This window comes from Sphingomonas sp. P4_G2, from assembly GCF_056401155.1.
Genome location: NZ_JBFUJY010000002.1, coordinates 661,294 through 687,757, shown reverse-complemented (window position 1 = coordinate 687,757; position 26,464 = coordinate 661,294). Strand labels below are relative to the sequence as shown.

General features: G+C 66.2%; 23 protein-coding genes. 22 read left to right on the top strand and 1 reads right to left on the bottom strand.

What is annotated here, in order from left to right:
- Positions 1-23 precede the first annotated feature (23 nt).
- The 22 genes from AC1DRD_RS08735 to AC1DRD_RS08630 all read left to right on the top strand — a co-directional run bounded on the left by AC1DRD_RS08735 (position 24) and on the right by AC1DRD_RS08630 (position 23,067).
- Positions 24-911: an MBL fold metallo-hydrolase gene (locus AC1DRD_RS08735; RefSeq protein WP_478041080.1), complete on the top strand. Its 888-nt coding sequence runs from the start codon at positions 24-26 to the stop codon at positions 909-911.
- 195 nt (positions 912-1,106) lie between these two features.
- Positions 1,107-1,664, top strand: coding sequence for a VOC family protein (locus AC1DRD_RS08730; RefSeq protein WP_478041079.1), 558 nt, complete (start codon positions 1,107-1,109; stop codon positions 1,662-1,664).
- Positions 1,665-1,777: 113 nt separating this feature from the next.
- Positions 1,778-3,031: an MFS transporter gene (locus tag AC1DRD_RS08725; protein WP_478041078.1), complete on the top strand. Its 1,254-nt coding sequence runs from the start codon at positions 1,778-1,780 to the stop codon at positions 3,029-3,031.
- Positions 3,028-3,963 carry a helix-turn-helix domain-containing protein gene (locus AC1DRD_RS08720; protein WP_478041077.1) on the top strand — a complete coding sequence of 312 codons (936 nt, stop codon included), beginning with the start codon at positions 3,028-3,030 and terminating at the stop codon, positions 3,961-3,963. Before AC1DRD_RS08725 ends, AC1DRD_RS08720 begins: the two co-directional genes overlap by 4 nt.
- 119 nt (positions 3,964-4,082) lie before the next feature.
- Positions 4,083-6,662: a TonB-dependent receptor gene (locus tag AC1DRD_RS08715; RefSeq protein WP_478041076.1), complete on the top strand. Its 2,580-nt coding sequence runs from the start codon at positions 4,083-4,085 to the stop codon at positions 6,660-6,662.
- 61 nt (positions 6,663-6,723) lie between these two features.
- Positions 6,724-7,626 (top strand): alpha/beta hydrolase, encoded by a 903-nt coding sequence (locus AC1DRD_RS08710; protein ID WP_478041075.1) that lies wholly within the window; start codon positions 6,724-6,726, stop codon positions 7,624-7,626.
- The gene (locus tag AC1DRD_RS08705; protein WP_478041074.1) at positions 7,623-9,233 is read left to right on the top strand and encodes a flavin-containing monooxygenase; all 1,611 of its coding nucleotides are present in this window, start codon (positions 7,623-7,625) and stop codon (positions 9,231-9,233) included. The genes AC1DRD_RS08710 and AC1DRD_RS08705 overlap by 4 nt, the downstream gene beginning before the upstream one ends.
- Positions 9,230-10,015, top strand: coding sequence for an SDR family oxidoreductase (locus tag AC1DRD_RS08700; protein ID WP_478041073.1), 786 nt, complete (start codon positions 9,230-9,232; stop codon positions 10,013-10,015). Before AC1DRD_RS08705 ends, AC1DRD_RS08700 begins: the two co-directional genes overlap by 4 nt.
- 18 nt (positions 10,016-10,033) lie before the next feature.
- Positions 10,034-10,567 (top strand): 2,4'-dihydroxyacetophenone dioxygenase family protein, encoded by a 534-nt coding sequence (locus AC1DRD_RS08695; protein WP_478030443.1) that lies wholly within the window; start codon positions 10,034-10,036, stop codon positions 10,565-10,567.
- Positions 10,568-10,580: 13 nt separating this feature from the next.
- Positions 10,581-11,117, top strand: a complete 537-nt coding sequence (locus tag AC1DRD_RS08690) for a 2,4'-dihydroxyacetophenone dioxygenase family protein (protein WP_478041072.1) — start codon at positions 10,581-10,583, stop codon at positions 11,115-11,117.
- Positions 11,118-11,129: 12 nt separating this feature from the next.
- Entirely contained in the window at positions 11,130-11,663 is a 534-nt protein-coding gene (locus AC1DRD_RS08685) for a 2,4'-dihydroxyacetophenone dioxygenase family protein (protein WP_478041071.1), read from the top strand.
- 7 nt (positions 11,664-11,670) lie between these two features.
- Positions 11,671-12,519 carry an SDR family NAD(P)-dependent oxidoreductase gene (locus AC1DRD_RS08680; RefSeq protein ID WP_478041070.1) on the top strand — a complete coding sequence of 283 codons (849 nt, stop codon included), beginning with the start codon at positions 11,671-11,673 and terminating at the stop codon, positions 12,517-12,519.
- 26 nt (positions 12,520-12,545) lie between these two features.
- Entirely contained in the window at positions 12,546-13,667 is a 1,122-nt protein-coding gene (locus AC1DRD_RS08675) for an NAD(P)-dependent alcohol dehydrogenase (RefSeq protein ID WP_478041069.1), read from the top strand.
- A gap of 3 nt (positions 13,668-13,670) precedes the next feature.
- Positions 13,671-14,672, top strand: a complete 1,002-nt coding sequence (locus AC1DRD_RS08670) for an alcohol dehydrogenase catalytic domain-containing protein (protein WP_478041068.1) — start codon at positions 13,671-13,673, stop codon at positions 14,670-14,672.
- 50 nt (positions 14,673-14,722) lie between these two features.
- Positions 14,723-15,682: an AraC-like ligand-binding domain-containing protein gene (locus AC1DRD_RS08665; protein WP_478041067.1), complete on the top strand. Its 960-nt coding sequence runs from the start codon at positions 14,723-14,725 to the stop codon at positions 15,680-15,682.
- 114 nt (positions 15,683-15,796) lie between these two features.
- A complete protein-coding gene (locus AC1DRD_RS08660) occupies positions 15,797-17,638 on the top strand; it encodes a PEP-utilizing enzyme (RefSeq protein ID WP_478041066.1) in 1,842 nt (613 codons plus the stop codon).
- Complete coding sequence (locus AC1DRD_RS08655; protein ID WP_478041065.1) at positions 17,631-18,671, top strand: PEP/pyruvate-binding domain-containing protein; 1,041 nt, start codon at positions 17,631-17,633, stop codon at positions 18,669-18,671. The genes AC1DRD_RS08660 and AC1DRD_RS08655 overlap by 8 nt, the downstream gene beginning before the upstream one ends.
- Positions 18,668-19,120, top strand: a complete 453-nt coding sequence (locus AC1DRD_RS08650) for an acetyl-CoA carboxylase biotin carboxyl carrier protein (protein ID WP_478041064.1) — start codon at positions 18,668-18,670, stop codon at positions 19,118-19,120. The genes AC1DRD_RS08655 and AC1DRD_RS08650 overlap by 4 nt, the downstream gene beginning before the upstream one ends.
- Before the next feature lie 3 nt (positions 19,121-19,123).
- Positions 19,124-20,482 (top strand): acetyl-CoA carboxylase biotin carboxylase subunit, encoded by a 1,359-nt coding sequence (locus tag AC1DRD_RS08645; protein WP_478041063.1) that lies wholly within the window; start codon positions 19,124-19,126, stop codon positions 20,480-20,482.
- Positions 20,482-21,951 carry a biotin carboxyl carrier protein gene (locus tag AC1DRD_RS08640; RefSeq protein WP_478041062.1) on the top strand — a complete coding sequence of 490 codons (1,470 nt, stop codon included), beginning with the start codon at positions 20,482-20,484 and terminating at the stop codon, positions 21,949-21,951. Before AC1DRD_RS08645 ends, AC1DRD_RS08640 begins: the two co-directional genes overlap by 1 nt.
- The gene (locus AC1DRD_RS08635; RefSeq protein WP_478041061.1) at positions 21,944-22,783 is read left to right on the top strand and encodes an HAD-IIA family hydrolase; all 840 of its coding nucleotides are present in this window, start codon (positions 21,944-21,946) and stop codon (positions 22,781-22,783) included. The genes AC1DRD_RS08640 and AC1DRD_RS08635 overlap by 8 nt, the downstream gene beginning before the upstream one ends.
- 146 nt (positions 22,784-22,929) lie before the next feature.
- Complete coding sequence (locus tag AC1DRD_RS08630) at positions 22,930-23,067, top strand: hypothetical protein (RefSeq protein WP_478041060.1); 138 nt, start codon at positions 22,930-22,932, stop codon at positions 23,065-23,067.
- Between the two features lie 207 nt (positions 23,068-23,274).
- On the opposite strand, the gene AC1DRD_RS08625 is transcribed toward AC1DRD_RS08630, so the two are convergent.
- Positions 23,275-26,463 carry an efflux RND transporter permease subunit gene (locus tag AC1DRD_RS08625; protein WP_478041059.1) on the bottom strand — a complete coding sequence of 1,063 codons (3,189 nt, stop codon included), beginning with the start codon at positions 26,461-26,463 and terminating at the stop codon, positions 23,275-23,277.
- Between the last annotated feature and the right edge of the window lies 1 nt (position 26,464).

Here is a 26,464-nt window from a genome sequence, read left to right as displayed (position 1 = left end):
CGTATCAAGAACGGAGGATGCAGATGCGCTTTATCCTGAATGCCTTTGCCGCGTTTTTCATACTCGCCGCCTGTCCCGCGACGGCTCAGGAAAAGCCGCTGCGAGTGGAAGTGCTGCGGTCCAGCGAAGGATCGCTGTACGCCAATTCCACCCTGATCATCGGCGACAAGGATGCCGTGCTGGTCGACCCTCCGTTTACGCGGGCGGATGCCTATCGGCTCGCCGCGATGGTGCTCGAAAGCGGTAAGCGCCTGACCTATGTCTTCGTGACCCACGACCATCCGGACCACTTCTTTTCGATGGAAGTGATCCAGGACATTTTTCCCGAAGCCAAGATTGTGGCCAATCCGGTCGTCGTGGCGGACATCTGGCGTTCGCTTCCCTACAAGATGAAGCGCTGGGGCCCGGTGTTGGGCCGCAACGGGCCCGTTCACCCGTCGGCCCCGTTAGCGCTCGATGGCGATACGATCCTGCTCGAAGGGCGTGAGATCAAGGTTCTTGGCCCGATGGAGGGCGATCACGTTCACGCGACCGCCTTATGGGTGCCGTCGATCAGGGCCCTGGTGGCAGGCGACCTTGTTTTCAACCAGGTCTTCCCATGGCTCGCCGAACATCGCGCGGCGAACGTCGCGGCCTGGTCGGCATCGTTGGACCGGCTCGCCGAGCTGGATCCGCTGACCGTCGTCCCCGGCCATTCGAAGCCCGGACTGCCCAACGATGCCAGCGGTCTGGCCTTCACTCGCGCCTATCTCACCGCCTGGCCCAAATTGGCGGCCGCGTCGAAGGATTCAAAGGAGCTGGAAGCGCGCGTGCGCAAGGCCTTTCCCGACGCGATCGACGTGCTCGACAATTTCATCCTGACCAATTCGGCACAGGTCGCGAAGGGAGAGGTGGCGCCCTGGACGGAATAGGGAATTCCGTCCGGCCCCGTCCGATTTCTTCGCAGCAGTCCAATCCCGCTGCGCGCCAGTCCAAGACCGAATTGGGCGGCCCGTTAGGATGCCCTTCAACGCCATCGCCGTGAATGCGAGGCGACGGAGAGCTGATCGACATGGCCAATCCGCCTTCGCACCGCTTCCATCGACCGATCGCGCGGGTGCCGATCCGTGCCGGGTGATGTCGAAGGGCGCCTGCTCGGCTTCGGCCAGCGCGTCGGCGGCATCGCCCAGATGGCCTATATCGTCCCCGACATGGAGGCGGCGATCGACTGGTGGGTGCGCGACACGCGGACCGGGCCGTGGTTTCTCCTCGAAAGCTTCACGGGCGCCGACCATGTCTATCGCGGCGCGCCGTCGCGGGCCGATGTGCGGATCGCGATGGCCTTTGCCGGCCACATGCAGATCGAGTTGATCCAGCCCAAGGACGATCACCCTTCGGTCTATCGCGAGATGGTCGAGCGGCGCGGCCATGGCTTCCATCATGTCGGGATTGCCTGCGACGACGTCGATGCCGAAATCCCCGCCTACCTGGCGCGTGGTTATTCGCTCGCCTTCACCGCGAGCGTGCCGACCGGCAGCCATGTCGCCTATCTCGACGGCGGCGATACGCATCCGCATTTCGTCGAATTGATCCCCGCGACGCCGGGAATGGACACCGCGTTCACGGCGTTCTGGCGCGCCTCGATCGGCTGGGACGGCAAGGATCCGATCCGGCCATTCGCCTGATCCGGCAGGCTTGTGGGAAGAAGAGGGATATTGTATGCTCTGCGTACAAAAAGAGCGGCCGCTCCGGTTCGTCCGGAAGACGGTGGCACTACAGGGATGGAGAGGAAGGCTTGATGGCTAGCAAGGCCAGCAACCGATCCGGGTCGTACCAGGTGCTGCTGGTCGGGCTGCTCAGCCTGAATTTCGGCATCGTCTTCTTCGATCGCAATTCGCTCAACTTCCTCATGCCGTTCGTCAAACCCGATCTCGGGCTCTCCAACGAGCAGGTGGGAATCTTCCAAAGCGCCTTGTCGTTGACCTGGGCGCTTGCCGCGTTCGGGATCGGCCGGCTGTCCGACCGGACCGGCAACCGCAAGCTGCTGCTCGTACTCTCGACGCTGATCTTTTCGGTCTGCTCGTTCCTGACCGGGCTTGCGCAGGGCTTTGCGCTGCTGCTCGGCGCGCGGCTGCTGATGGGCGCGGCGGAGGGCGGCGTGATGCCGATCAGCCATGCTATGGTAGCGAGCGAGGTATCTCCCGCGCGGCGCGGCCTCGCACAGGGCATCGCGCAGAATTTCGGGTCGAACCTGCTCGGCTCGTTCGTCGCACCGGTGTTGCTGGTATCGTTCGCGGCCGCCTTCGGCTGGCGGCAGGCTTTCTATCTAGCGGGCATCCCGGGCCTGGTCAGCGCGTTGATGATCTGGTTGCTGATCCGCGAACCGGAGGCCCCCGCGCATATCGTGGATGACGCCGTCGACAAGGAGTCGCCCTGGGCGGTGCTGCGCGAGCGCAACGTCTTATTGTGCTGCCTGCTGTCGGTCATTCTGGTGTCGTATCTGGTCATCTGCTGGGTCTTCATGCCGCTCTACCTGACCGAGGTGCGCGGCTATCCGCCCGAGACGATGCAGTGGCTGATGGGGACGCTCGGCATCTCGGCGACGATCGGCAGCTTCGCGATCTCCGGCCTGTCGGACCGTATCGGGCGCCGTCCGGTGATGATCGCGATGCCGTTGATCGGGGTCATCCTGCCCCTGGGCGCGATGTTCTTTGCCGGATCGCCCTGGCTCCTGGCAATATTCTTCTTCTTCGGCTGGGGCCTCAACGGCATCTTCCCCCTGTTCATGGCGACGGTGCCGTCGGAAAGCGTGGATCCGCGCCGCGTTGCGACGGCGCTCGGGCTGAGCATGGGATCGGGCGAAGTGCTGGGCGGCGTGCTGGCGCCCTGGATCGCGGGGCGCTCCGCCGACGCGACCAGCCTGGCCGCGCCGCTCTGGATCATGCTCGGCCTGACGATCGTAGCCGGGATCGTCGCCATGGGGTTGCGCGAGACGGCGCCGCGGATCGTCGCCGCGCGGCGCGGCGCGGAGTTGCGGGAGGCAGCCACATGAACGCGGTACAGAAATACGAGACGCTCAGCCTGGCGCCGGCCGAGCGCCTGCCATTCTGGAACGACGTCGTCGATCGGGTCTATACGGGGACCTGGGTCAACACCGCCAAGACGGACTTCGTCGCCGAGATGTGGCGATGGAAAGTCGGCGATCTCGACATGATCCGCCCGCGGTCGGATCCCGCGCAGGTCGGGCGCGCGGCGGATCGCGCGGTCGACGAGGAGCAGATCGTTCTTCACCTGCAGCGACGCGGCATCAGCAACCACCGCCAGGATCACCGCGAAGCGGCGCTGGCGCCCGGCGATTTCATCCTGATGTCGACCGATCGACCCTATAAGATCGATCTCCCGCACACGCATGAGTTGATGGTGGTGCAATTTCCGCGGCGGCTGATCGAGCACAAGATCCGCCGGCTCGACGACCGGCTCGGTACCGCCATTTCGGGCGCTTGCGCCGGCGGCAGGGTCTTCCACGATTTCCTGTTGTCATTGTGGCATCAGGGCGACCAGAGCCATGCCGATCCCGATTGGCAGGCCGGCGTTGCGTCGGTGTTCGCGGATCTCGTCGCGCTTGCCATCAACGTCGCGCCGACGGCGCCGCCGGCGCCGGGGGCGAGCCGGACGCGCGAACGCGTCCTCGCCTTGGTCAATGCCCGGCTCGGCGACCCCGATCTCCGCACCGCGAGCATCGCCGGCGAATTGGGGATCAGCGCGCGCACGGTGCAGAACGTTTTCGCCACGATGGGAACGACGCCGGTCGGCCATGTCATCGAACAGCGGCTGGAGCGCGCCGCGGAAATGCTGGTCAGCAACCCGGCGACCAGCGTGACCGAGATCGCCTTCGACATGGGGTTCAACGACAGTGCCTATTTCGCGCGCTGCTTTCGCCAGCGTTTCGGGAGAACGCCCAGCGCCTATCGCACGGGCCGCTGAATTTCGCGTCAGTCCGGCCCCGTTGCGCGTCAGTGCAAGACGGGATCGGGTCGTGCCCCCTAGACTCGCCCACACCTGGACCATCGCGACGAACGCGAGGCCAAAGGGGAGGATTCGATATGGGCAAGCCGCGTATCACCGTTTCATTGAGTGCTCTGGCCGTCGCGTTGCTGATGCCGGCCGCGGCGCAGGCGCAGGACGCACCGCCCCCGGCACCGGCCGCCAACGGGCAAACCGCACCGGCCGATAATGGCGGGATTCCCGACATCGTCGTCACCGCGCAGCGCCGGTCGGAAAATATCCAGACCGTGCCGATCGCAATCAGCGCCTTCACCAACGAGGCGTTGCAGGAGCGCGCCATCGGCGACGTTTCGGCTCTGTCCGGGATCACGCCCAACGTCACGCTCGACGCGTCGACTCCCTTCTCGGGCTCCTCCGCCGTGCTCGGCGCGACGATCCGCGGCATCGGCGCCAGCGACTTCGCCTTCAACATCGATCCCGCGGTCGGCGTCTATCTCGACGGCGTCTATCTTGGCCGGTCGATCGGCGCCAACCAGGACCTGCTCGACGTCGAGCGGATCGAAGTGCTGAAGGGGCCGCAGGGCACCTTGTTCGGCCGCAATACGATCGGCGGCGCGATCTCGATCGTCACCACCACGCCGGGCGATACCTTCAAGGCCAAGGGCGACATTACCGGGGGCAGCTACAACCGTTTGCAGGCGCGCGGCGTCGTGGAAATCCCGCTGGCCAAGGGTCTCAGCTCGTCGATCGCGTTCGGCATCCTCAGCCGCGAGGGATATCAGCGGCGCATTCCCTATCCCGGCACGCCGAGCGCGACCGATTCCTACACCCGCTTCGTTGCCGCGGATTACGAGACGCGCAATCGCCAGGGCGGGGATAATAGCTGGAACGTCCGCGGCAAGCTGCATTGGGACAATGGCAGCGGCATCCGCGCCACGTTGACCGGCGACTATACCAATATCGACCAGGAATCGACCGCCAACACCATCCTTGCGGTCACGCCGGTTCCGGGGCCGTTTGCCGGCGTCGCGGCGAACAACATTCCCGGCACGGCACTCGACGTGGTGACAGGGAGTTCCGGGTTCCTGTTCGCCGGCCTCTATAATTTCTGCATTGGCGCGACCCCGGCGCAGATCGCCGCGCGCAACGCGCAAAATCTGTGCGGGCCGCGCACCAGCGTGAACGGCTACAACACGCTTCCCGGCCTGGGCAGCGTCAATGTCGACGCCAATCCCAATAACGATCTGCTGCCATATGACAGCCGCTGGGTGAATACCGACATCGACACGACCTATGCCAATGGCAACAACTTCTCGCGGCTGAAGCAGGGCGGTGCCGCGCTGACGCTTGAGTTCGACGTAGCCGACAAGATGCTGATCAAATCGATCTCATCCTATCGCAAGATCAATTTTTCGGCCGGCGTTGACCTCGACAATTCGCCGCTGCCGATCCTGCAGACCAGCTTCAAGGTCAATCAGTACCAGCTCAGCCAGGAACTCCAATTCTCGGGCAGCCTGCTCGACGACAAATTGAAATTCGTCCTGGGCGGCTATGCCTTCAAGGAAAAGGGCACGCTCAACGACTATGTGACCTTCGCCGCCGGGCTGCTGCAGGTCGACGGACCGGGCAAGGTCGATACCACCGCTTATGCCGGGTTCGGCCAGATCGACTGGCGCATCACCAAGCTCTTCGGCTTGACGCTGGGCGGACGCTACACGTCCGAGGACAAACGCTATGACGGCATGCAGTCCGACGTGAACGGCTTCAATTACAAGCTGTTCAACTGCACGCCGCCGGGTGCCGCCTGTGCGGCCGCTTTGGGTTTCCCGTTCCCCGACCAGCCGTTTCGCTACTATCCGGGCACGCCCAACAAGCAGAATTTCAGCAACTTCTCGTTCAAAGCCGGTGCCCAACTCTATCCGACCGACGACGTGATGGCCTATGCCTCGTTCTCGCAAGGGTACAAAACCGGCGGCTGGACGACACGCCTATCCAACCCGCTGCCGGTCGCACCGACCTTCGGCGAGGAAAAAGCCGAGACTTATGAAGTCGGCATCAAATCGACCCTGCTCGACCGCAGGCTGCAACTCAATCTCGCCGCCTTCACCACCAAATATGACGGCATCCAGCTCAACTTCCAGCAGGGCGTTTCGCCGACCATCCAGAATGCCGGCAACGCGCGGATCAAGGGGGTCGAGCTCGAAGCAGTGGTCGCCCCGGTCAAGGGTTTCACGATCAACGGATCGGTCGGCTATCTCGAGGCCTATTATACGATGGTGCTCGCGCCCGCGCAGGTCGCGCCCAATCCGTTCCAGGAAGGCGTCGGCGTCGGATCGGCGCTGCCCAAGGCCCCGCATTGGAAGATCAACGTCTCGCCGCGGCTCGAACTGCCGGTGGGCGACGGATCGATCGTGCTGCTCGGCGACTGGACGCACACGACGAGCATGCGCAACGACACCGAGGGCACGTTCCTGCTGATGCGGCCGGTGACCGACATCGTCAACGCCAGCCTGACCTATAACGCACCGAGCAAGAATTGGAGCGTGACGGTCGGCGGCACCAACCTGACCAACGACCGCTATCTGGTGACCGGCCAGGCGCAGATCGCGGGGGGTGAGATCTACGGCACCTATAGCCGCCCCGCCGAATGGTACGTGCGCGTCGGGTTCAACTTCTGACGCTCTCCGGGGCGGCGTCCGCGCCGCTCCGCTTTTCCAGTCGAGAAAACAGAGAACGACATTGCCCAGCGACGCCCTTGCCCAGATCATCGAGACGATGCGTCAGGGCGGTCCCGATCTATCGGCACCGCCCGAACAGGCGCGCGCCGCGTTCGATGCGATGGTCGGGGCGATGCCCGCGCCGCCCGACGCGGCGTTCGCGCACGATACGCTCGGCGGTATCCCGGCCTTGCGCTACGGCCCCGCCGATCCGTCCGCGCCGACATTGCTGTACCTGCACGGCGGCGGCTATGTCGTCGGCAACGCCTGGGGATATCGCGGTCTGGTCGCGGCGCTCGCCGACGCGTCGGGCATGACTGCCTATGCGATCGATTATCGGCTCGCCCCCGAACACCCGTTCCCTGCCGCGATCGACGATTCCGCAGCAGCGTTTCGCGCGTTGCTCGATCAGGGCCATGAGCCGGGCAATCTTGTCGTTGCCGGGGATTCGGCAGGCGGCGGGCTGACCGTCGCGACGTTGCTCCGCTTGCGCGATACCGGCGCACCGATGCCGGGGGCAGGCTTCCTGATCTCGCCCTGGACCGATCTCGCTTGCAGCGGCGTCAGCATGACCGGCAAGGCCGCCGCCGATCCCGCGCTCACCGAGCTCGGCTTGCGCAGGCTGGCGGCCTATTATCTCGGATCGACCGACCCCGCCGATCCGCTCGCCTCTCCGATCCATGCCGATCTCAGCGGCCTGCCGCCATTATTGGTCCATGTCGGAACGGCGGAGATATTGCTCGACGACGCGGTCCGCCTCGCCGCGTCGGCGGGACGTGACGACGTCGCGCTGACGCTCGACCTCTGGCCGGGGCTGATCCATGTCTGGCACGCCTTCGCCTTCATGCTGCCCGAAGGAGCGGCGGCGGTCGCCGCGGCGGGGGCTTTCCTGCGCGAGCACGTCGCCGCGAGGCGCGCGACATGAGCTCCGACGCCGCCACGCCGCTCGACGCCCTGGTCGTCGGGGCCGGATTTGCCGGGCTCTACATGCTCCATCGCCTTCGCGAGGCCGGCTTTTCGGTTCGCGTCGTCGAAGCCGGGTCGGGCGTGGGCGGCACCTGGTATTGGAACCGCTATCCCGGCGCGCGCTGCGACATTCCGAGCGTCGAATATAGCTATTCCTTTTCGCCGGAGCTGGAACGCGACTGGCGCTGGACGGAGCGTTATGCCGCGCAGCCCGAGATTCTCGCCTATCTCGACCATGTCGCGGATCGTTTCGATCTCCGCCGCGACATCCGGTTCGACGCGCGCGTTACCCGGGCGACCTGGGACGACCGGACCGCCGTCTGGCACGTCGATATCGATAGCGGCGCGACGTTCGATGCTCACCATCTGATTCTCGCAACCGGCGCGCTGTCGGCGCCCAAGACGCCCGATTTGCCGGGGCTCGACCGCTTCGCGGGCGACATTCTCCACACCGCGCGATGGGATGAGACGGTGCCGTTGGCCGGCCGCCATATCGCGTTGTTCGGCACGGGGTCGTCGGGCATCCAGGTGCTGCCTCAACTTGCCGCTCGGGCGGATGCCGTGACCGTGTTTCAACGCACGCCCAATTTCGCGGTGCCGGCGGGCAATCGTCCGCTCAGCGAGGACGAGCGCGCCGCGATCGAGCCGCAGCTGCCGCAATTGCGCGCCGCGGCGCGCCAATCGCCGCTCGGCTGGTTCGACGGGCCGGGACCGGGATCGGCCAAGGCGGATGACGATGCCGGGCGCGCACGGCGCTTTGCGGACTATTGGGCTGGCGGCACGACCGGGCTGTTGCGCGCCTATCAAGATCTGTTGTTCGACGAGGAATCGAACGCCTACGCCGCCGCTTTCGCGCGCGCCAAGATCGGCGAGCTGGTGAGCGACCCGGAGACGGCGCGCAAGGTCACCCCGACCGGTTACCCGATCGGATCGCGCCGGCTCTGCTCCGAGATCGGCTATTACGACGCGCTCAATCGTCGCAACGTCGCCGTGGTCGACGTGCGCGAGGAACCGGTCGTTGCGGTCACCGATCATGCCATCGTCACCGATCGCGGGACGTATCGGGCAGATGCGATCGTCTTCGCTACGGGGTTCGACGCCTGTATCGGTGCGATCAGGGCGATCGACATTCGCGGCCGCGGCGGCCGGGCGCTAGCCGACGAATGGGCGGACGGGCCGCGCGCACTGCTGGGGCTCGCGGTTGCCGGCTTTCCCAACATGTTCACGATTACCGGGCCGGGCAGCCCATCGGTGCTGAGCAACGTCGTGGTTTCGATCGAGCAGCATGTCGACTGGATCGCCGATTGCCTGATCCATCTGCGCGAACGGGGTATCGCGACGATCGAGGCGGATGCCGATGCCGAGCGCGACTGGATGGAACATGCCGATGCGGTCGCCCACCAGACGCTCTTTCCGCGCGCCGACAGCTGGTATCAGGGCCGCACCCGCGACGGACGGCGTGTGTTCATGCCCTATGTCGGCGGCGTCGGCGCCTATCGCGCAAAATGCGATGAAATAGCCGCAGCGGGCTATGCCGGATTCTCCCTCGAAAAGGTCCCGGCATGAGCGCGCTGGCGGGTAGAGTCGCGCTGATCACTGGGGCAGCCGGCGGGATCGGCGCTGCGACCGTGCGGCGGCTGGCGCGCGACGGCGCGACCGTGATACTGACCGATGTCGCGGAAGGATCCGGCAAGGCGCTGGCGGCCGAAACCGGCGGGACATTCCTGCTCCAGGACGTCTCCGATCCCGATGGTTGGCACGGGGTGGTGGACGTCGCGCTCCGGCCGACCGGTCGCATCGACATGCTGGTCAATGCTGCAGGAATAGAGGGCGATCTCGCCCAGGCCGGGCTCGCGACGAGCTATGCCGAGTTCCGCCGCGTCCTGGCGATCAATCTCGACGGCACCTTCCTCGGTTGTACCGCGGTGATGCCGCACATGATCGCGGAAGGGACAGGCGCGATCGTCAACATCGCCTCGATCGTGTCGTTCATGGCGACTCCGTCGGCGCTCGCTTACGGCGTCAGCAAGGCAGGCGTCGAGCAACTGACGCGCTCGCTGGCGATCATCGGCGCGGCGGACGGCGGCCGCGTGCGGTGCAATTCGGTCCATCCCGGCGTGATCCGCACGCGGATGACCGACAGCATCATCCAGAGCTACGCCGCCAATACCGGCATTTCAGAGGCGGACGCGGAAGCGGGGATCAATTCGGCAGTGCCGTTCGGCGTGCGCGGCGCGCCCGAGGATGTCGCCGCGATGATCGCCTATCTGGTCAGCGACGACGCGACCTATGTTACCGGCGCCTCGTTCCGGGTCGATGGCGGTTGGAGCGTGATCAGTGCCGGATAGCGACGTGGGAGCGTAAAGATGCCCGAACAGGCGCATGCCGAATTCTGGAAGGACTTGAAGCCGGTCGCCAAGGTGTTTCGCGAAGGCGGGCTACCCGAAATCTATGCGTCCAAGATCGCCGAGGGCGACGAACGTTATTGGGTGCCGATCAGCGAGACAGTGTCGTCGAAGCCGGTATGGATCAGCCCGTCGCGCAACATGTGGGCCGACGTACTGATGTCGAAGGCGGCGGGGCTGGTGAACCGGCATTATCACCCGCACCCGATCTGGGCCTACACGATCAGCGGCAAATGGGCCTATCTCGAACATGACTGGACCGCGACCGCGGGGGATTTCGTCTACGAAACCCCCGGAGAGAGCCATACGCTGGTCTGCTACGATCACCCCGATCCGATGAAGGTCTTCTTCGTCGTGTCGGGCCCGCTGATGTGGCTCGACGAGGACGGGAACACGACCGGCCATTACGACGTCTACGACTATATCGCGGCCGCGCGCGCGCACTATGCCGCGGTCGGCATCGGCGCCGATTATGTCGACACATTGATCCGTTGAGAGGAGTATCACCATGAGCGTGATGGAAGCGCCGCCGTCAACCAAGGCGGAAATCGTCAATGTCCCCTTCGCCCACCGCGAGATCGTCGCGCGGTTGAGCCCGGGCGGGCGCTATATCGATGCGCAGAGCGACGTCGACAGCCCCTGGGTGCCGTTCGGCGACAATGCCGCGATCAAGCATCTCGCCTTCGACGTGCGGCAAGGCATCTTCTCGAACATCCTGTGGATCAAGGGACCAGGGGTGATTGGCACCCACCTGCACCGTGGCACGATCATGATGGTCTGCCTCGAAGGCAGCGTGAAATATCTCGAATATGACTGGGTGGCCTCACCCGGCGGACTGATTCTGGAGGTGCCGGGCGAAAGCCACACGCTGGTCACCGACCATCCCAATGGGGTCAAATTGTTCGGCTGGATGCAGGGGCCGATCGAATTCTACGACGACCAGGCGAACTTCGTCGAAACCACCGACGTCTGGTGGTTCATCAACCACTACGAGACCCACTGCCGCGCCAACGGCATCCCGCTCAACCCCAAGCTCTATATCTGAGGGGATCGCAGCATGGGCACCATGACCGCGCCGCCGTCGAGTGCGTACAAGATCGTCGATATCGCGGAGCCGTATCTCGACCTGATCCGGCGCAAGGGGCAGGAGGGCACCTATGTCGGGTCGTCCGACGAGGAGAGCCCGTGGGTGCCGTTCGGCGACAATGCGGCGATCCGGCACCTTGCCTTCGACGTGCGGCAGAACGTCTATTGCAACATCCTGTGGATCAAATCGCCGGGGGTGATCGGCACCCACAAGCATCGTGGGCCGGTCTGGGCGATCGGGCTGGAGGGCAGCTTCCGCTATCTCGAATATGACTGGGTCTGCCGCCCGGGCGATTTCATCACCGAAACGCCGGGCACCGCGCACACGCTGGTCACCGACGATCCTGACGGGATGAAGGCGCTGTTCTGGATGCAGGGGGCGAACGAATTCTACGATGCCGAGGGTAATCACGTCGAAACGCTCGATGTCTGGTGGTTCATGAACCATTATGAGAGCTACTGCCGCGACCATGGCCTGACGCCCAACCCGCAGCTCTATCTGTGATCCGGCGATGAAGACGCTCGACCAGTTCGATATCGCCGGGCGCTCGGCGCTCGTCACCGGGGCGGCATCGGGGCTCGGTCTCGCTTATGCCGAGGTCATGGCCGAAGCCGGGGTCAGCGTGACGCTCGCCGATATCGATGCCGAGGGCGCGGAGCGCGAGGCGGCGCGGTTGCGCGGCGAGGGATTCGATGCGCGAGCGGTCGCCTGCGACGTCGCCGATCTCGCGCAGGTCGCGGCGGCGTTCGACGGCCATGTTGCTGCTTATGGCGGGTGCGATATCGCCTTCGCCAATGCCGGCTGGGACGCCGGCAACGGGTTCTGGAGCCCGGAGAACAAGCGCAATCCGGAAGGCCAGATCGACGTCTACGATCCCGAACGCTGGTACCGATCGATCGCGATCAATCTGACCGGCGTGTTCCACACCGTGCGCGAGGCGGCGCGAGTGATGAAGGCGAACGAGGCGACTATCGGCCGTCGTGGCGGATCGATCATCTGCACCTCGTCGAACGCCGCCGAGGTCAACGAGGCGATCGTCGGCGTGCCGTATATGCCCGCCAAGGCCGGGGTGAAGCATTTCATGCGCCACGCGGCCTACGAGCTCGCTGCTTACGGCATCCGCGTCAATGCGATCGCGCCTGGGCCGTTCGTGACCAATATCGGCGGCGGCTGGCTCAAGAAGAACCCCGCGGCACGCAAGGCGTGGGATGAACTGGTCCCGGTCGGTCGCGTTGCCGAAACCTATCAGATCAAGCCGCTGGCATTGCTGCTGGCGTCCGACGCGTCGAGCTACATGACCGGCAGCCATGTGATGATCGATGGCGGGATGCAGCTCGGCCCCGTCAAACCGCTCGACTGACAGGATCCTTACCGGATGCGACACCGATGACGACACAGGCGAAAGCGGCGATCTGCCGCGGCAAGCATGCCCCGTTCGCGATCGAGGAGGTCGAGCTCGACGAACTGCGCGCCGACGAGCTGCGCATCCGCATCATTGCCTGCGGTATCTGCCATACCGATCTCGCAGTGCGCGACGGGCAATTGCCCGTGCCGCTGCCGATCGTGTTGGGGCATGAAGGCGCTGGGATCGTCGAAGCGGTGGGGGAGGCGGTCACCGTCGCGCAGCCGGGCGATCGCGTGGTAATGAGCTTCAACAGCTGTGGAGACTGCCCCAGCTGCGCGGTCGACGCGCCGACCTATTGCTACAATTTCTTCCCCAACAATTGGACCGGGACGCGCGCCGACGGAACGCCGACCATGTTCGTGGGCGGCGCGCCGATGAACGCCAATTTCTTCGGCCAGTCGAGTTTCGCCACCCATGCCATCGCGCATCAGCGCAACGTCGTGCGCGTACCCGACAGCGCGGCGCATTTGCCGCTCGAACAACTCGCACCGATCGGCTGCGGGCTGATGACCGGGGCGGGGGCCGTGCTGCGCAGCATGAAGGTACGCAGCGGCCTGCCGATCGTGGTGTTCGGCACCGGCACGGTCGGGATGGCGGCGATCATGGCGGCGAAGGTGGCGGGCGCCGATCCGATCGTCGCGGTCGACGTCAACGACGAGCGGCTGGCGCTCGCGCGCGAACTCGGCGCGACGCACGCCTTCAACGCGCGCGACGATGCCCCCACGAAGATCCGCGCCTTGTGTCCGGTGGGAGTCGGCTATGCCTTCGACACCACTGGAATCAAGGCGGTGATCGAGGACGCGTTCGCGCTGCTCGCGCCCAGGGGCGTGCTCGGGATCGTCGGCGCGTCCGGCCCGGACGACACTTTATCATTCAACGAAAGCCAGTTCATGGGCGGCGGCCGCACGGTGAAGGGCATATTGGGCGGCGACAGCGATGTGGGCACGTTCATCGTCGAGCTGATCGAACTGCACCTTGCCGGCAAATTCCCGTTCGACAAGCTGATCGGCTATTTCGACTTCGCCGAGATCGACCAGGCGATCGCTGCCAGCGAAAGCGGCAAGGTGGTCAAGCCGGTGTTGCGGATGGCGGCGGAGGCGTAGGAAATGCGTGCCGTCGTCATGCAGGGGCTCCACAAGCCGCTCAAGGTCGAGACCTTGCCCGATCCGACGCCTCAGGCAGGCGAGGTTCTGGTTCGCGTCGGGCGCTGCGGAATTTGCGGATCGGACCTGCACATGACCGAGGATGCGGCTTACGGTCGTGTCGCCGGAGACGTGCTCGGCCATGAATTCGCCGGTGAAGTCGTCGCGCTGGGGCGCGGCGTCGAGCGGCTCGCGATGGGCGATCTCGTGTCGGTGATTCCGTTGGTGAGCTGCGGTCAGTGCGCTACGTGCCGTGCGGGCGAGCCGGCCTGGTGCGAGCATTTCGGGCTGCAGGGCGGGGGCTATGCCGAATATGCCGTGACCCGCCCCAATCAATGCGTGATCCTGCCCAAATCGGCAAGCCTGGCGGACGGCGCGATCATTGAGCCGCTCGCGGTCGCGCTGCACGGCGTGAACATGAGCGGACTGCGGTCCGGCGACCAGGTGCTGATCCTCGGTGCCGGACCGATCGGACTGGCGGTCGCCTTCTGGGCGCGGCGCGCGGGCGCGGCGAAAGTGGTGGTGCAGGATATTGCCGACCACCAGCGCGACCGCGCCATCGCGATGGGCGCATCGGGCTTTGTCGCCGATGCCGATGATCCGGTCGGGGCGGCGGAGCGTGCGCTGGGCGGCAAGGCCGATTTCGTGTTCGAATGCGTCGGGGTGCCGGGGCTGATCGCGCAGGCGGTGAACCAGGTGCGCAATCGCGGCACGATCCTGTTGCTCGGCCTGTGCACGCGCCCCGACACGTTCAACAGCTTCGCGATGCTGTCCAAGGAAGTGCGGCTGGTCACGTCGGCCTTCTTCACGCGCCAGGAATATGAAGCCGCGCTCGACGCACTCGACGCCGGTGCCGCCGAACCGCGCCATCTGGTCACCGGCACGATCGCGCTCGACGATACGCCCGAACGATTCGAGGCGCTTCGCCGCCGGACGCATGACTGCAAGGTTCTGATCGCGCCGTGACGATGGCGGCGCGGCGCGATTTGGAGCATGATCGCGGGCGTGGAGGAATGATGTTGCCCGCGACTCCGCCGATTCTGCCCGACATGCGCTGGTCGTCGCGCGGGCTGGGCACGCGCCATGCGATCGACCAATGGCAGGAATGGGCCGCCAGCACGATCGCGCCGATCGACATCAGCGTCCGCGACCGCGACGCCTTCGCCGCGGGGTGGCGCAGCTACGGGCTCGGCGAGCTGCGCCTGCTCCAGCTCCTCGCCCCGGCACAGCGCGTCGTTCATCGCGGCGGTGGCAGCGCCGGAAGCGCCGTACCGTCGATCCAGCTCGTCTATTCGCGGCGCGGCGCTCTGGAGACGCGGATCGCCGGGGCGCAATTCACCGTCGGCCCCGGCGAATTCGTGCTGCTCGACAATACCCGCTTCTATCAGATGGACATGGACGCGCCGCACGAAGCGCTCGACCTGATGATGCCGCGCGCCTGGGTCGAGCGCTGGGTCGCCGACCCCGACGCCTTGCTCGCGCGGCCGCTATCGGCGCGCAACGGCTGGGGGGCACCGCTCGGCAGTCTGATCGAGACCATGGTGCGGCACCTCGACGACAGCCCCGGATTGCGACCGCTTCTCGCGGAGCGGATCGGTGCGTTGTTGACGCTGGTGGGAGATGCCGAGGACGCTGTTCCCGCCGGGCATCGCGCCGCGCTGGCGGACCGCATCCTGTGCCGAATCCGGCGCGATTTCGCCGATCCCGATCTCACGCCCGATACGGTCGCGGCGAGCCTGGGCATTTCGACGCGCTATCTCCAGGCATTGCTCGCCAGGCGCGGCACCAGCTTCGTCCGCGAAGTGTCGGGCGCGCGGCTCGATCGCGCGCGCGACTTGCTCGTGGATCCGCACGGTCAGCATGTCTCGATCGCCGAGATCGCGTTCCGGTGCGGTTTCCTCGATCCCGGCTATTTCGCGCGCCAGTTCCGCAAGCGGTTCGGCACCTCGCCGCGCGATTGGCGAACGGAACATTGATCGTGCGCATTTGTCCCATGATCGTTGCGCGCGAATCCTACGCGCTCCCGCCGTCCTCGCTTTAGAGTCCGGGTCCCAAGGCGCCACAAGGCGACATGCGGGGCGAGAGGATCGATGGCAGACAAGATCAAGAGCTTCCCGCTGCCGAGCTCGGTCGCGGTGGTGCCGGGGACCGAAGCCGCGCAGGCGGCCTATCCTTATTACACCCAGTTCGTGCCAGAGGACGACGAGCGCTTCTGGTTCTACAATTCGATGCATTTCCCCGAGCCGATGCACCATTTCGACATGGTGACGGCGGAAGCCGCTTATTGCGCGCTCGGCGCGTTCAACACTCGCGTCCACATCCTGCCCACGACCAAGGGGATCGATCACCGCATCGTCAACGGCCGCGTCTATATCGGCGGCGTCGCGGTGACCGATCCCGCCGAAATCGCCGAGCGGCTGGAGCTCTTTCAGCAGCGCGCGTTCTATTATTATGAGAATTGGGAGCGCCTCTACGACCAGTGGAAGGTCAAGATGAAGGCGCTGATCGACGAGGCGAACGACCTGCCCAGGGTCGAGCTTCCCGACATCGAGCCGATCGAGACGACGCATAGCGGCAAGGGCATCGCGTCGAACCACGCGTTGCTCGACACCTATCGCCGGCAGCTCGATGGCTATTACCGCATGTGGCAATACCATTTCGAGTTCCTGCTGCTCGGCTATGGCGCCTATCTGACCTTTTTCGACTTCTGCAAGCGCGCGTTCCCGGAGATTTCGGACCAGACGATCAGCCGCATGGTCGCGGGGATGGAGGCGGAGATCTTCCGCCCCGACGAGGAAGTGCGGCGGCTCGCGCGGCGCGCGGTCGAGCTCGGCATCGACGACGTGTTCGAAGAGGGGATGACCGTCGACCAGGTGTTCGCGCGCCTCGATGCGCTCGGCAACAGCGGTGCCGCCTGGCGCGACGAGCTGGAGACGAGCCGCGATCCGTGGTTCAACGTCAATGTCGGTGACGGTTTCTATCATTATCACCGGTCGTGGAACGACGATCTGTCGATGCCCTTTTCGGCATTGCCCGGCTATATCGCCAAGCTCCAGGCAGGCGAGCCGATCGACCGCCCGGTCGCGCAACTGATCCGCGAGCGCGACCAGCTGGTCGCGGACTATCGCGATCTGCTCGACAGCGACGCGGATCGCGCGACCTATGACCAGCTCATCACATTGGCGCATCGCGTCTTCCCCTATGTCGAGGGGCATAAATTCTATTGCGAACATTGGTACACCAACCTGTTCTTCAACAAGATCAGGGAGTTCGGGGCGCTGCTCGCGGGTCACGGCTTCTTCGCTGAGGAAGCCGACGTCTTCCACCTGACGCATTACGAGCTGGAAAGCGCGATCGTCGATCTGTCGCTCGCCTGGTCGAGCGGATCGCGGCCACTGGGCCCCCAGCGCTGGCCGGCGATCGTCGCCGAGCGCAAGGCGGCGATCGCTTCATGGTCGGAGCACCGAGTGCCACCGGCGCTGGGTGCCGTGCCCGACGTGATCGACGATCCCGCGATCGTGATGCTGTGGGGCATCACGCGCGAGAATCTCGATCGCTGGCTGGCCGAGAACGGCGATGACGACGGCCGGGAATTGAAAGGCTTCGCGGCGTCTTCGGGCGTAGTCGAGGGGCCGGCCCGGGTCGTCACTTCGGCGGCGGAGATCGGGACGCTGCGCCAGGGCGAGATCCTCGTCTGTCAGGTGACCAACCCGAGCTGGGCACCGATCTTCCAGAAAATCGCCGCCGCCGTCTCCGACATCGGCGGGTCGATGAGCCACATGGCGATCGTCGCGCGCGAATATGGCCTGCCGGCGGTGGTGGGGACGGGATCGGCGACGCAACGCATCCGCACCGGGCAGCGCATCCGCGTCGACGGTGGCAGGGGAATCGTCACGATCCTCGATGAGGAAGGGGTGACCGACCATGGCTGACGCGATCGCTTGGTTTGCCGATCTCGGCATCGGCGATCGCCCGATCGCGGGGGGCAAGGGCGCCAGCCTCGGCGAGCTGACCCGCGCCGGGATCGCGGTGCCGCCCGGCTTTGTCGTGACGACGCGTGCGTTCGATCTGTTCCTCGCCGCGCTGGAAGCGCGCGCGCCGGTCCGCGCCAGGATCGAGACGTGCGATCCGGACGACCTGGCCGCGGTCACCGCATTATCGCGCGACCTGCGCCGACGCGTCGAGGAAGAAGCGATGCCAGCCGAGGTCGAGGAGGCGCTACTTGCCGCGCATCGCACCTTGTCCGGCGAGCGCGAGACGCCGGTCGCGGTGCGATCCTCGGCGACGACCGAGGATGCGGCCGATGCGAGCTTCGCCGGTCTGCAGGACACCTTCCTGTGGGTGATCGACGCCGCCGACCTGGTCGCACGCGTGCGCGAATGCTGGGGCAGCCTCTATTCGGTCGAGAGCATCACCTATCGCCGCCGCCAATCCTTTCCCGAAGCCGGGGTGGCGATGGCGGTCGTGATCCAGCAGATGGTCGACGCGCGCGCCGCGGGCGTGATGTTCACCCGCAGCCCGACCACCGGCGACAAGTCGGTCGTCACGATCGAAGGGGCCTGGGGGCTCGGTTCGGCAGTGGTGTCGGGCGAAGTGACGCCCGACCATTGGGTGCTCGGCAAGATTACCGGCGAAATCTCGGTCCGCGAAGTGTCGGACAAGCATGTCGAACATTGCCCGCTCGTAAGCGGTGGCCTCGAGGAGCGCCCGGTGCCCGATGATCGCCGGCATGCGCCGTGCCTGGATGACGCCACGCTGCAGGCGCTGCGCGATATCGGGCGGCGCGTCGAGCGGCATTACGGCGCCGCGCAGGACATCGAATGGGCGGTGGACCGCGACGGTGCAGTGCTGCTGCTCCAGAGCCGGCCGGAAACGATCTGGTCGACCAGGGCGGCGGCGCCTGTCGCCGAACCGCTGGCGAATCCGCTCGGGCACATCATGGGCGTGTTCGGGGGGCGGCGATGACGCTGACCGCCGCCGATGTCGACCGGATCATCGCGCTGCTCGACGCCTCGCGCTTCGACCGGCTGAGCCTGGAGATGGACGGGCTCAAGCTCGATCTGGTGCGCGACGGGGCCGCGCCTGTCGCTCGGCCTGCACCGCCGCCGCTCGCCCCGGGGGCACCGGCCGCGCCACCGCCACCTCCCGAGGTCGCCACGCGTGAGGTCGGACTGGTCGAGGTGAAGTCGCCCCTTCTCGGCATCTACTACCGCGCGCCGCGCCCCGGCGAGCCGCCGTTCGTCGAGATCGGCGCGCGGGTCGAGCCCGATACGATCATCGGCATTATCGAGGTGATGAAGCTGATGAACACCGCGCGCGCCGGCGTCAGCGGTGAGGTGGTCGGGATACTGGCGCGCAACGGCGAACTGGTCGAGCATGGCGAGACGCTGCTGCTTGTCCGGCCGGACTGCTGAGTCATGGCGATCCGGCGGATATTCGTCGCCAATCGCGGCGAGATCGCGGTCCGCATCCTGCGCACGTGCCGTGCGCTCGGGATCGAAACGGTGCTCGGCGTGTCCGAGGCGGATCGCGCGTCGCTTGGCGCCGAGATGGCCGATCGCGTGCTGTGTCTCGGCCCGGCGCAACCGGCGCTCAGCTATCTCCGCGTCGAGACTATAGTCCAGGCAGCTCTGGGAAGCGCATGCGACGCAATCCATCCTGGTTATGGATTCTTGTCAGAACGCGCCGATCTGGCGAACTTGTGCGAAGCCGAGGGTGTCATCTTCATCGGCCCGACCGCGGACCAGATCGAGGCGGTGGGCGACAAATTGCGCGCGCGCGCCGCGGCCGAAGCGGCCGGGGTGCCGATCATTCCGGGCGGCGCGGCGGCCTCTCCCGATGAAGCGCGCCGGCTGGCCGAGGCGATCGGCGTGCCGTTGCTGGTCAAGGCGGCGGGCGGCGGCGGCGGGCGCGGCATGAAGCTGGTCGAACAAGCGGAGGACCTCGCCGCGACGATGGACATGGCGAGTGCCGAGGCCGAGGCCGCGTTCGGCGACGCACGGGTCTATCTCGAGCGGTATGTCCGATCCGGGCGACATATCGAGGTGCAGGTGCTTGGCGACGGCGAGGGCCGTGTGATCCACCTCGGCGAGCGCGATTGCTCGGTACAGCGCCGCTATCAGAAACTGGTCGAGGAAACGCCGGCGCCGCACCTGCCCTCCGCGACCCGCGCGGCGATGCACGACGCCGCGATCCGCTTCGCCGCGCGGCTGTCCTATCGTGGCGCGGGAACGGTCGAGTTCCTCTACGACGTCCCGCGCGACGCCTTCTACTTCCTCGAGATGAACGCGCGCATCCAGGTCGAGCATCCAGTGACCGAGGCGGTGACCGGCATCGACCTGGTCGCCGAGCAGATCGCGATCGCCGATGGCCGTGGGCTCGACATAGCCCAGGACGACATCGCGTGCGACGGAGCGGCGATCGAATGCCGCATCAACGCCGAAGACCCGGAGCATGATTTCGCGCCGTCGCCCGGTACAATATCCGCAGCGCGCTGGCCGACAGGCGAGGGCATCCGGGTCGACACGCATATCGTCGACGGCGCGCGTATCCCGCCCTTCTACGATTCGATGATCGCCAAGGTGATCGCGCACGGGCCCGATCGTGCTACCGCACTCGCGCGTCTGAGGACTGCCCTGGCGGATGTGCGGATCGCGGGCGTCGCGACCAATCTCGCTTTCCAGCAGGCGGTGCTCGCCGATCCCGATTTCGCACGCGGCGGTGTCGACACCGGCTTTCTCGCCCGCTTCCTCGATCGTGCGAAGGCTGCTGCCTGATGGCCGCCATCCGCCTCGTCGAAACCTCGCTGCGCGACGGCAACCAATGCCTGTGGGGAGCGCTCGGCGTCGACACCGCGCGCACGCTCGCAATCGCGCCGGTGATGGAGCGTGCCGGCTATGCCGCGATCGACTTCACGACCTCGACCCATATGGGCGTCGCGGTGCGCTACAAGCAGCAGGATCCGTGGGAGCGCATCCGGCTGATGGCGGCGGCCTGCCCGACCACGCCGCTCCAGTTCCTCTCGACCGGCTTCCGCTTCATTTCGTGGGAGACCGCGAGCCCCGATTTCATGGCGCTCGCCTTCGCCACGCTGGCGCGCAACGGCATCCGCCGCTTCGCGCTCGCCGATCCGATGAACGACGCTGCGGCCAATGTCGACGCCGCGCGGCTGGTCAAGCAGGGCGGCGGCGACCAGGTGATCGGCGCGCTGGTCTTCACGCTCAGCCCGATCCACGACGACGCGCATTATGCCGAGGCGGCCAGGACGATGGCGGCGAGCCCGGATATCGACGCGCTCTACATCAAGGACCCGGGCGGGTTGTTGACGTCGGAGCGGGCGAGCACGCTGATCCCGGCGATCATCGCGGAGATCGGCGACAAGCCGCTCGAACTCCACGCGCATTGCACGATCGGGCTGGCCGACCGCACCTATGTCGAAAGCGCCGCGCTCGGCGTATCGGCGCTGCAATGCGCGAGCGGCGGCGCGGCGGACGGCACGTCCAACCCGCCGATCGAGCGCACTATACGCAATTTGCGCGAGGCGGGGCACGAGGTTGCCATCGACGATGACGCGGTGGCCGAGGTCGCACGCTATTTCGCCGCGCTCGCCGCCGCAGACGGGCTGCCGACCGGCGCGCCCATGGCCTATGATGCCGGCTACGTCCGCCACCAATTGCCCGGCGGGATGGTCGGCACGATGCGCCGCCACCTTGCCGACCACCGCGTGCCGCACCTCGAAGGCGCGGTGATCGAGGAACTCGGCCGCGTCCGCGAGGAACTGGGCTGGCCGATCGTGATGACGCCGTTCGCGCAGATGCTGCAGACCCAGGCGGTGATGAACGTGACGGGCGCCGAACGCTATGCGACGATCCCCGATGAGGTGATCCGCTATGCGATTGGCCGGTTCGGCCGTCCCAATCGCCCGATCGATCCGCAAGTGATGGACCGCATCCTGTCGTCGCCGCGCGCGCGCGAACTCGATGCGGAGCCGGCCATGGCGCCGCTGCCGGACCTTCGCCGCAAGGTCGGCGCGCATCTGTCCGACGAGGAATTCCTGCTCCGTGCAACCATGCCCGCGGCAATGATCGATGCGATGCAGGCCGCCGGCCCCGCGCCGCGCGATTTTGATCCGGCGGTGCGGCCAGTCATGGCGCTGGTGGAGCAATTGCTCGCACGGACTGACCTGACGCGCGTCACGGTCGAGCGACTCGGCTTCCGGCTCGAGCTGGAGGCGGCCGGTGATTGAGGCATTTCCCGCGCCCGCCGGCGTGATGTTCGACCTCGACGGCACGCTGATCCTGAGCGACCGCGCGCTTGGCGGCTATCAAGTGCTGCCGGGCGCGGTCGAGCTGCTCGCCGAGCTCGATCGGCGGGGCATGCCGTTCGTCGCGCTGACCAACGGCAGCGCCTATCCCGCATCGGAGCAGGCGCCGCGGCTGCGCGCGCTCGGGTTGCCGATCGCCGACGACCGGCTGTTCACGCCCAACAGCGTCGCCGCCGGCCTGTTCAGGGCGCGCGGGCTGGAGCGGGTCATGGTGCTTGGCACCGACGGCGTGGTCGCGGCGTTGGAGGTGGAAGGCGTCACCACCTGTGCGCCTGGCGATTCCGATGCCGATGCGGTCTATATCGCGTGGCATCCGCAGTGCACGATGGACCATATCCACGCCGCCGCTGCGGCAGTGCTCGACGGCGCCGCGCTCTACAGCGCGTCGGATGTTCCCTTCTTCGCCAGCAAATCGGGCCGCGCGTTCGGCTATAGTTGCGCGATCGGCGGCGCTGTTGCGCGCGTGACCGGAATCGAACCCGAGGTGACGGGCAAACCGTCGCAGGCCGCCTTGCGCTTTGTCGCCGCCAGGCTTGGCGTGCCGGTCGATCGCGTGGCGGTGGTCGGTGACGACCCGAAAGTGGAAACGGTCATGGCGCGCGCCGGCGGCGCGATCGGAATCGGCGTCACGACCGGCACGACCAGCGCGGCAGAATGGGCCGCCGCGCCCGAGGCGCAGCGCGCACATTTGGTGGTCAACGGCGTCGGCGACCTGGCGCGATTGCTGTTCGGATCGGGCCACGCTGACTTGTGACGCCGATCGGTTTGGCGGCGAGCAGGACGATATCCGCAACCGCATGAAGCTGGCCTATATCGACAATATCGACGACGATTTTCGGCTGGCTGATCGCCGACTACAAGCAGGACGAGCGGAAGATCATTCGGGAGCTGGAACGGCGCATGGACGCCGATCACGGCTATCTGGACGAAGGGATTCGACTGATCGGCGTCGCCAAAGACGCCAGGCGGATGTTCCAGAAGGCCGACCGGGAAGGTCGCAAACGGATCCTGTCGCTTCTACTATCGAACTGCACGTAGGGGACAATCTCAGAAAACTACCGTAAGACGTTCAATACAATAGTGAAAATTTTTCACCGCGAGACCCTTGCGAGGGGGATTCAGGCGCGAGAGCACCCAAAACCAGAAAATGGCTCCCGTTCGTGGAGCACATTCGAAATTCTCTACGGGAGCACGCGAAGGAAATCAGCGTGTCGCTCGCCAGCTATAGCCGCATCGACCTGGCCGCTATGAATTGGACCTTGTGGGGCTCGTGCTACCGAAACGTGCATAGAGCGTCGGCAGCACGAAGAGCGTGAGCAGCGTAGCGCTGATCAACCCGCCGATCACCACCGTTGCCAGCGGCTTCTGCACCTCGGCGCCGGCGCCGTGGCCGAGCGCCATCGGTACGAAGCCCAGGCTCGCCACCAGCGCTGTCATCGCCACCGGACGCAGCCGGGCAAGCGCGCCCTCCCGTGCCGCGGTCACGCGATCGCGCCCTTCGGCCACGAGTTGCTGGATCGAGGTCAGCATTACCAACCCGTTGAGGACCGCGATGCCCGACAGTGCAATGAACCCGACAGCAGCCGAGATCGAGAAGGGCATGCCACGCAGCACCAGCGCGAGTACGCCGCCGACCAGCGCCAGCGGCACGCCGGTGAACACGATTCCGGCATCGCGCATGTTGCCGAGCGCGCCGAACAGCAGGAGCAGGACCAGCACGAAGCATGCCGGCACCACCAGGGCCAGCCGGTCGCGCGCGGAAGCCAGGTTCTCGAATTGGCCGCCCCATTCAAGCCAGGTGCCCGCGGGAAGCTGCACCTTGCTTGAGATCGCCGCTTTCGCATCGGCGACGACGCTCGCCACGTCGCGGCCGCGGACATTGGCCTGCACCACCACGCGCCGCTTGCCATTCTCGCGGCTGATCTGGTTCGGGCCGTCGATCAGCCGGATATCGGCGACCGAGGCGAGCGGGACGAAGCTGCCGCCCGGTGTCGGCACGGGCGTCTGACCGAGCGTCTCCAGATTGGCACGCGCCGCGTCGGTCAGGCGGATGACGATCGGAAAGCTGCGGTCGCCCTCGAAGATTCGGCCCGCCTCGCGTCCGCCCACCGCTGTGGCGACAGTGTCGGCGACATCCTGCGCGCTGACCCCGACCCGCGAGGCGCGGTCCTGGGCATAGGCGATGTCGAGCATCGGCAGACCTTCGGTCTGCTCGACCTTCACGTCCTCGGCACCAGCCGTGCGGCGGAGCACGCCGGCGATGTTCGCAGCGGTCGCGTTCATCTCGGCGAAGTCCTCGCCGAACACTTTGATTGCGACATCCGATCGCACGCCGGCGATCAGCTCGTTAAACCGCATCTGGATCGGCTGCGTGACCTCATAGGCATGGCCGGGAACCTGGGCGAGCCGTGCCTCGATCCGTTCGACGACCGCTGCCTTCTCTTCGGACGGATTGGGCCAATCCTTCCGGTCCCTGAGCATGATGAACGTGTCGGTGGCGTTAGGCGGCATCGGGTCTGATGCGACCTCCGCGGTGCCGGTTCGCGAGAAGACCGTCTTGATCTCGGGCATGCCCGCAAGGGCGCGCTCGATCTGCGCCTGCATCTTCTGACTTTGCTCGACCGAGGTGCCCGGCACGCGGAAGGCCGAGACGAGGACATCGCCCTCATCGAGTTGCGGCAGGAACTCCTGGCCGAGCGTGGTGTAGGCGGCGCCGGCCAGCGCGAGCGCACCGACAGCGATGCCGATAGTCAGGCTCGGCCGCTGCATCGCTCGGTCGAGGCCGGGCTCATAGCGCCGCCGCAGCCAACGTACTGTGCTCCCTTCCTTCTCCTCGACCGGGCGCGACAGCGCGACCGCGATCGCCGCGGGTACGAAGGTGAGCGAAAGGATGAACGCGAAGACGAGCGCCATGATGACGGTCAGCGCCATTGGCTCGAACGTCTTGCCTTCGACGCCGCTCAAGGTCAGCAGCGGCACATAGACGAGGATGATGATCGCCTGGCCATAGACCGAGGGTCGGATCATCTCGCGCGCCGCGGCCGCGACGACGGCGAGCCGCTCCGGCAAGGCCAGTGTTCGGCCCTCGCTGTGCTGACGCTCGGCGATGCGGCGGAGCGCATTCTCGACGATGATCACCGCGCCATCGACGATCAGCCCGAAATCGAGCGCGCCGAGGCTCATCAGGTTGGCCGAGACGCCGACCCGCAGCATGCCGAAGCCGGTGAGCAGCATGGTGATCGGGATCACCAGTGCTGCGATCAGCGCCGCCCGAAAGTTGCCGAGCAGCAGGAACAGCACGACGATGACCAGCAGCGCGCCTTCGGCGAGGTTCTTTGCCACGGTCGTGATGGTGGCGTTGACCAGCCTGGTGCGGTCGAGCACCGGCTCGACGACGATGTCGCGCGGCAGGGAAGGGGCGATCGCCTTGAGCTTGGCGTCGACCCCTGAGGAGACGGTACGGCTGTTCTCGCCTATCCGCATGATCGCGGTGCCGGTGATCACCTCGTGGCCATTCTCCGAACCGGCGCCCATGCGGACACCCTGGCCGAGCCGCGCTTCGGCGACCTGATCGAGCGTGACCGGCACGCCTTCGCGTGTCGCGATCACCGTGCCGCGCAGCTGAGCGAGACTGCGGATGCGCGCGTCGGCGCGAACGGCGAGGCCCTCGCCGTTACGGTTCACCGTGCCGCCGCCGGTCGCGACATTGTTGCGCTCGAGCGCGGCGGCGAGATCGGACAGCGACAGCTTCAATGCAGCGAGCCGCTGGATGTCGGGGACGACGAGATATTCTTTCTCGAAGCCTCCAAGCGAGTCGATGCCTGCGACGCCTTCGACCGTCTTGATCTGCGGCGCGACGATCCAGTCCTGGACGGTATGGAGATAGGTCGCCTTGTCGGCCTCGCTCGCCAGCCTGTCGCCTTCGGGTGTGATGTAGCTGCCGTCGGGCTGCAGCCCGGGCTCGCCGGGGCGATGCTGTTCATGCGCGCGCTCGGCGTAGCGCAGGGTCCAGATATAGACCTCGCCCAGGCCGGTCGCGATCGGCCCCATTGCTGGCTTCACGCCTGCGGGGAGCGCTTCTTGTGCCGCCGTCATCCGCTCCTGCACCTGGCTGCGCGCAAAATAGATGTCGGTCGAATCCGAGAAGATCGCGGTGACCTGGACGAAGCCGTTGCGGCTGAGCGAACGGGTGCTTTCCAGCCCTTTGATCCCGGCGAGTGCGGTCTCGATCGGAAAGGCCACCTGCTTTTCGATCAACTCGGGCGATAGCGCGGGTGCGAGGACATTCACCTGGACCTGGTTGTTGGTGATGTCGGGCACCGCGTCGATCGGCAGGCGTGCGAGCGAGATGCCGCCAATGATCGCGGCGACGGTAGTGAGCAGCAGGACCAGCCAGCGCCGGTCGACTGCCCATGTGACGATGCGGTCGATCATG

Bases quoted from the DNA above. Each gene is read 5' to 3' on its own strand.
- AC1DRD_RS08695 (WP_478030443.1), top strand. From the start codon at position 10,034: ATGCCCGAACAGGCGCATGCCGAATTCTGGAAGGACTTGAAGCCGGTC.
- AC1DRD_RS08715 (WP_478041076.1), top strand. From the start codon at position 4,083: ATGGGCAAGCCGCGTATCACCGTTTCATTGAGTGCTCTGGCCGTCGCG.
- AC1DRD_RS08735 (WP_478041080.1), top strand. From the start codon at position 24: ATGCGCTTTATCCTGAATGCCTTTGCCGCGTTTTTCATACTCGCCGCC.
- AC1DRD_RS08700 (WP_478041073.1), top strand. From the start codon at position 9,230: ATGAGCGCGCTGGCGGGTAGAGTCGCGCTGATCACTGGGGCAGCCGGC.
- AC1DRD_RS08690 (WP_478041072.1), top strand. From the start codon at position 10,581: ATGAGCGTGATGGAAGCGCCGCCGTCAACCAAGGCGGAAATCGTCAAT.
- AC1DRD_RS08685 (WP_478041071.1), top strand. From the start codon at position 11,130: ATGGGCACCATGACCGCGCCGCCGTCGAGTGCGTACAAGATCGTCGAT.
- AC1DRD_RS08705 (WP_478041074.1), top strand. From the start codon at position 7,623: ATGAGCTCCGACGCCGCCACGCCGCTCGACGCCCTGGTCGTCGGGGCC.
- AC1DRD_RS08625 (WP_478041059.1), bottom strand. From the start codon at position 26,463: ATGATCGACCGCATCGTCACATGGGCAGTCGACCGGCGCTGGCTGGTC.
- AC1DRD_RS08665 (WP_478041067.1), top strand. From the start codon at position 14,723: ATGTTGCCCGCGACTCCGCCGATTCTGCCCGACATGCGCTGGTCGTCG.
- AC1DRD_RS08670 (WP_478041068.1), top strand. From the start codon at position 13,671: ATGCGTGCCGTCGTCATGCAGGGGCTCCACAAGCCGCTCAAGGTCGAG.
- AC1DRD_RS08650 (WP_478041064.1), top strand. From the start codon at position 18,668: ATGACGCTGACCGCCGCCGATGTCGACCGGATCATCGCGCTGCTCGAC.
- AC1DRD_RS08720 (WP_478041077.1), top strand. From the start codon at position 3,028: ATGAACGCGGTACAGAAATACGAGACGCTCAGCCTGGCGCCGGCCGAG.
- AC1DRD_RS08680 (WP_478041070.1), top strand. From the start codon at position 11,671: ATGAAGACGCTCGACCAGTTCGATATCGCCGGGCGCTCGGCGCTCGTC.
- AC1DRD_RS08645 (WP_478041063.1), top strand. From the start codon at position 19,124: ATGGCGATCCGGCGGATATTCGTCGCCAATCGCGGCGAGATCGCGGTC.
- AC1DRD_RS08640 (WP_478041062.1), top strand. From the start codon at position 20,482: ATGGCCGCCATCCGCCTCGTCGAAACCTCGCTGCGCGACGGCAACCAA.
- AC1DRD_RS08655 (WP_478041065.1), top strand. From the start codon at position 17,631: ATGGCTGACGCGATCGCTTGGTTTGCCGATCTCGGCATCGGCGATCGC.
- AC1DRD_RS08725 (WP_478041078.1), top strand. From the start codon at position 1,778: ATGGCTAGCAAGGCCAGCAACCGATCCGGGTCGTACCAGGTGCTGCTG.
- AC1DRD_RS08660 (WP_478041066.1), top strand. From the start codon at position 15,797: ATGGCAGACAAGATCAAGAGCTTCCCGCTGCCGAGCTCGGTCGCGGTG.
- AC1DRD_RS08630 (WP_478041060.1), top strand. From the start codon at position 22,930: ATGGACGCCGATCACGGCTATCTGGACGAAGGGATTCGACTGATCGGC.
- AC1DRD_RS08675 (WP_478041069.1), top strand. From the start codon at position 12,546: ATGACGACACAGGCGAAAGCGGCGATCTGCCGCGGCAAGCATGCCCCG.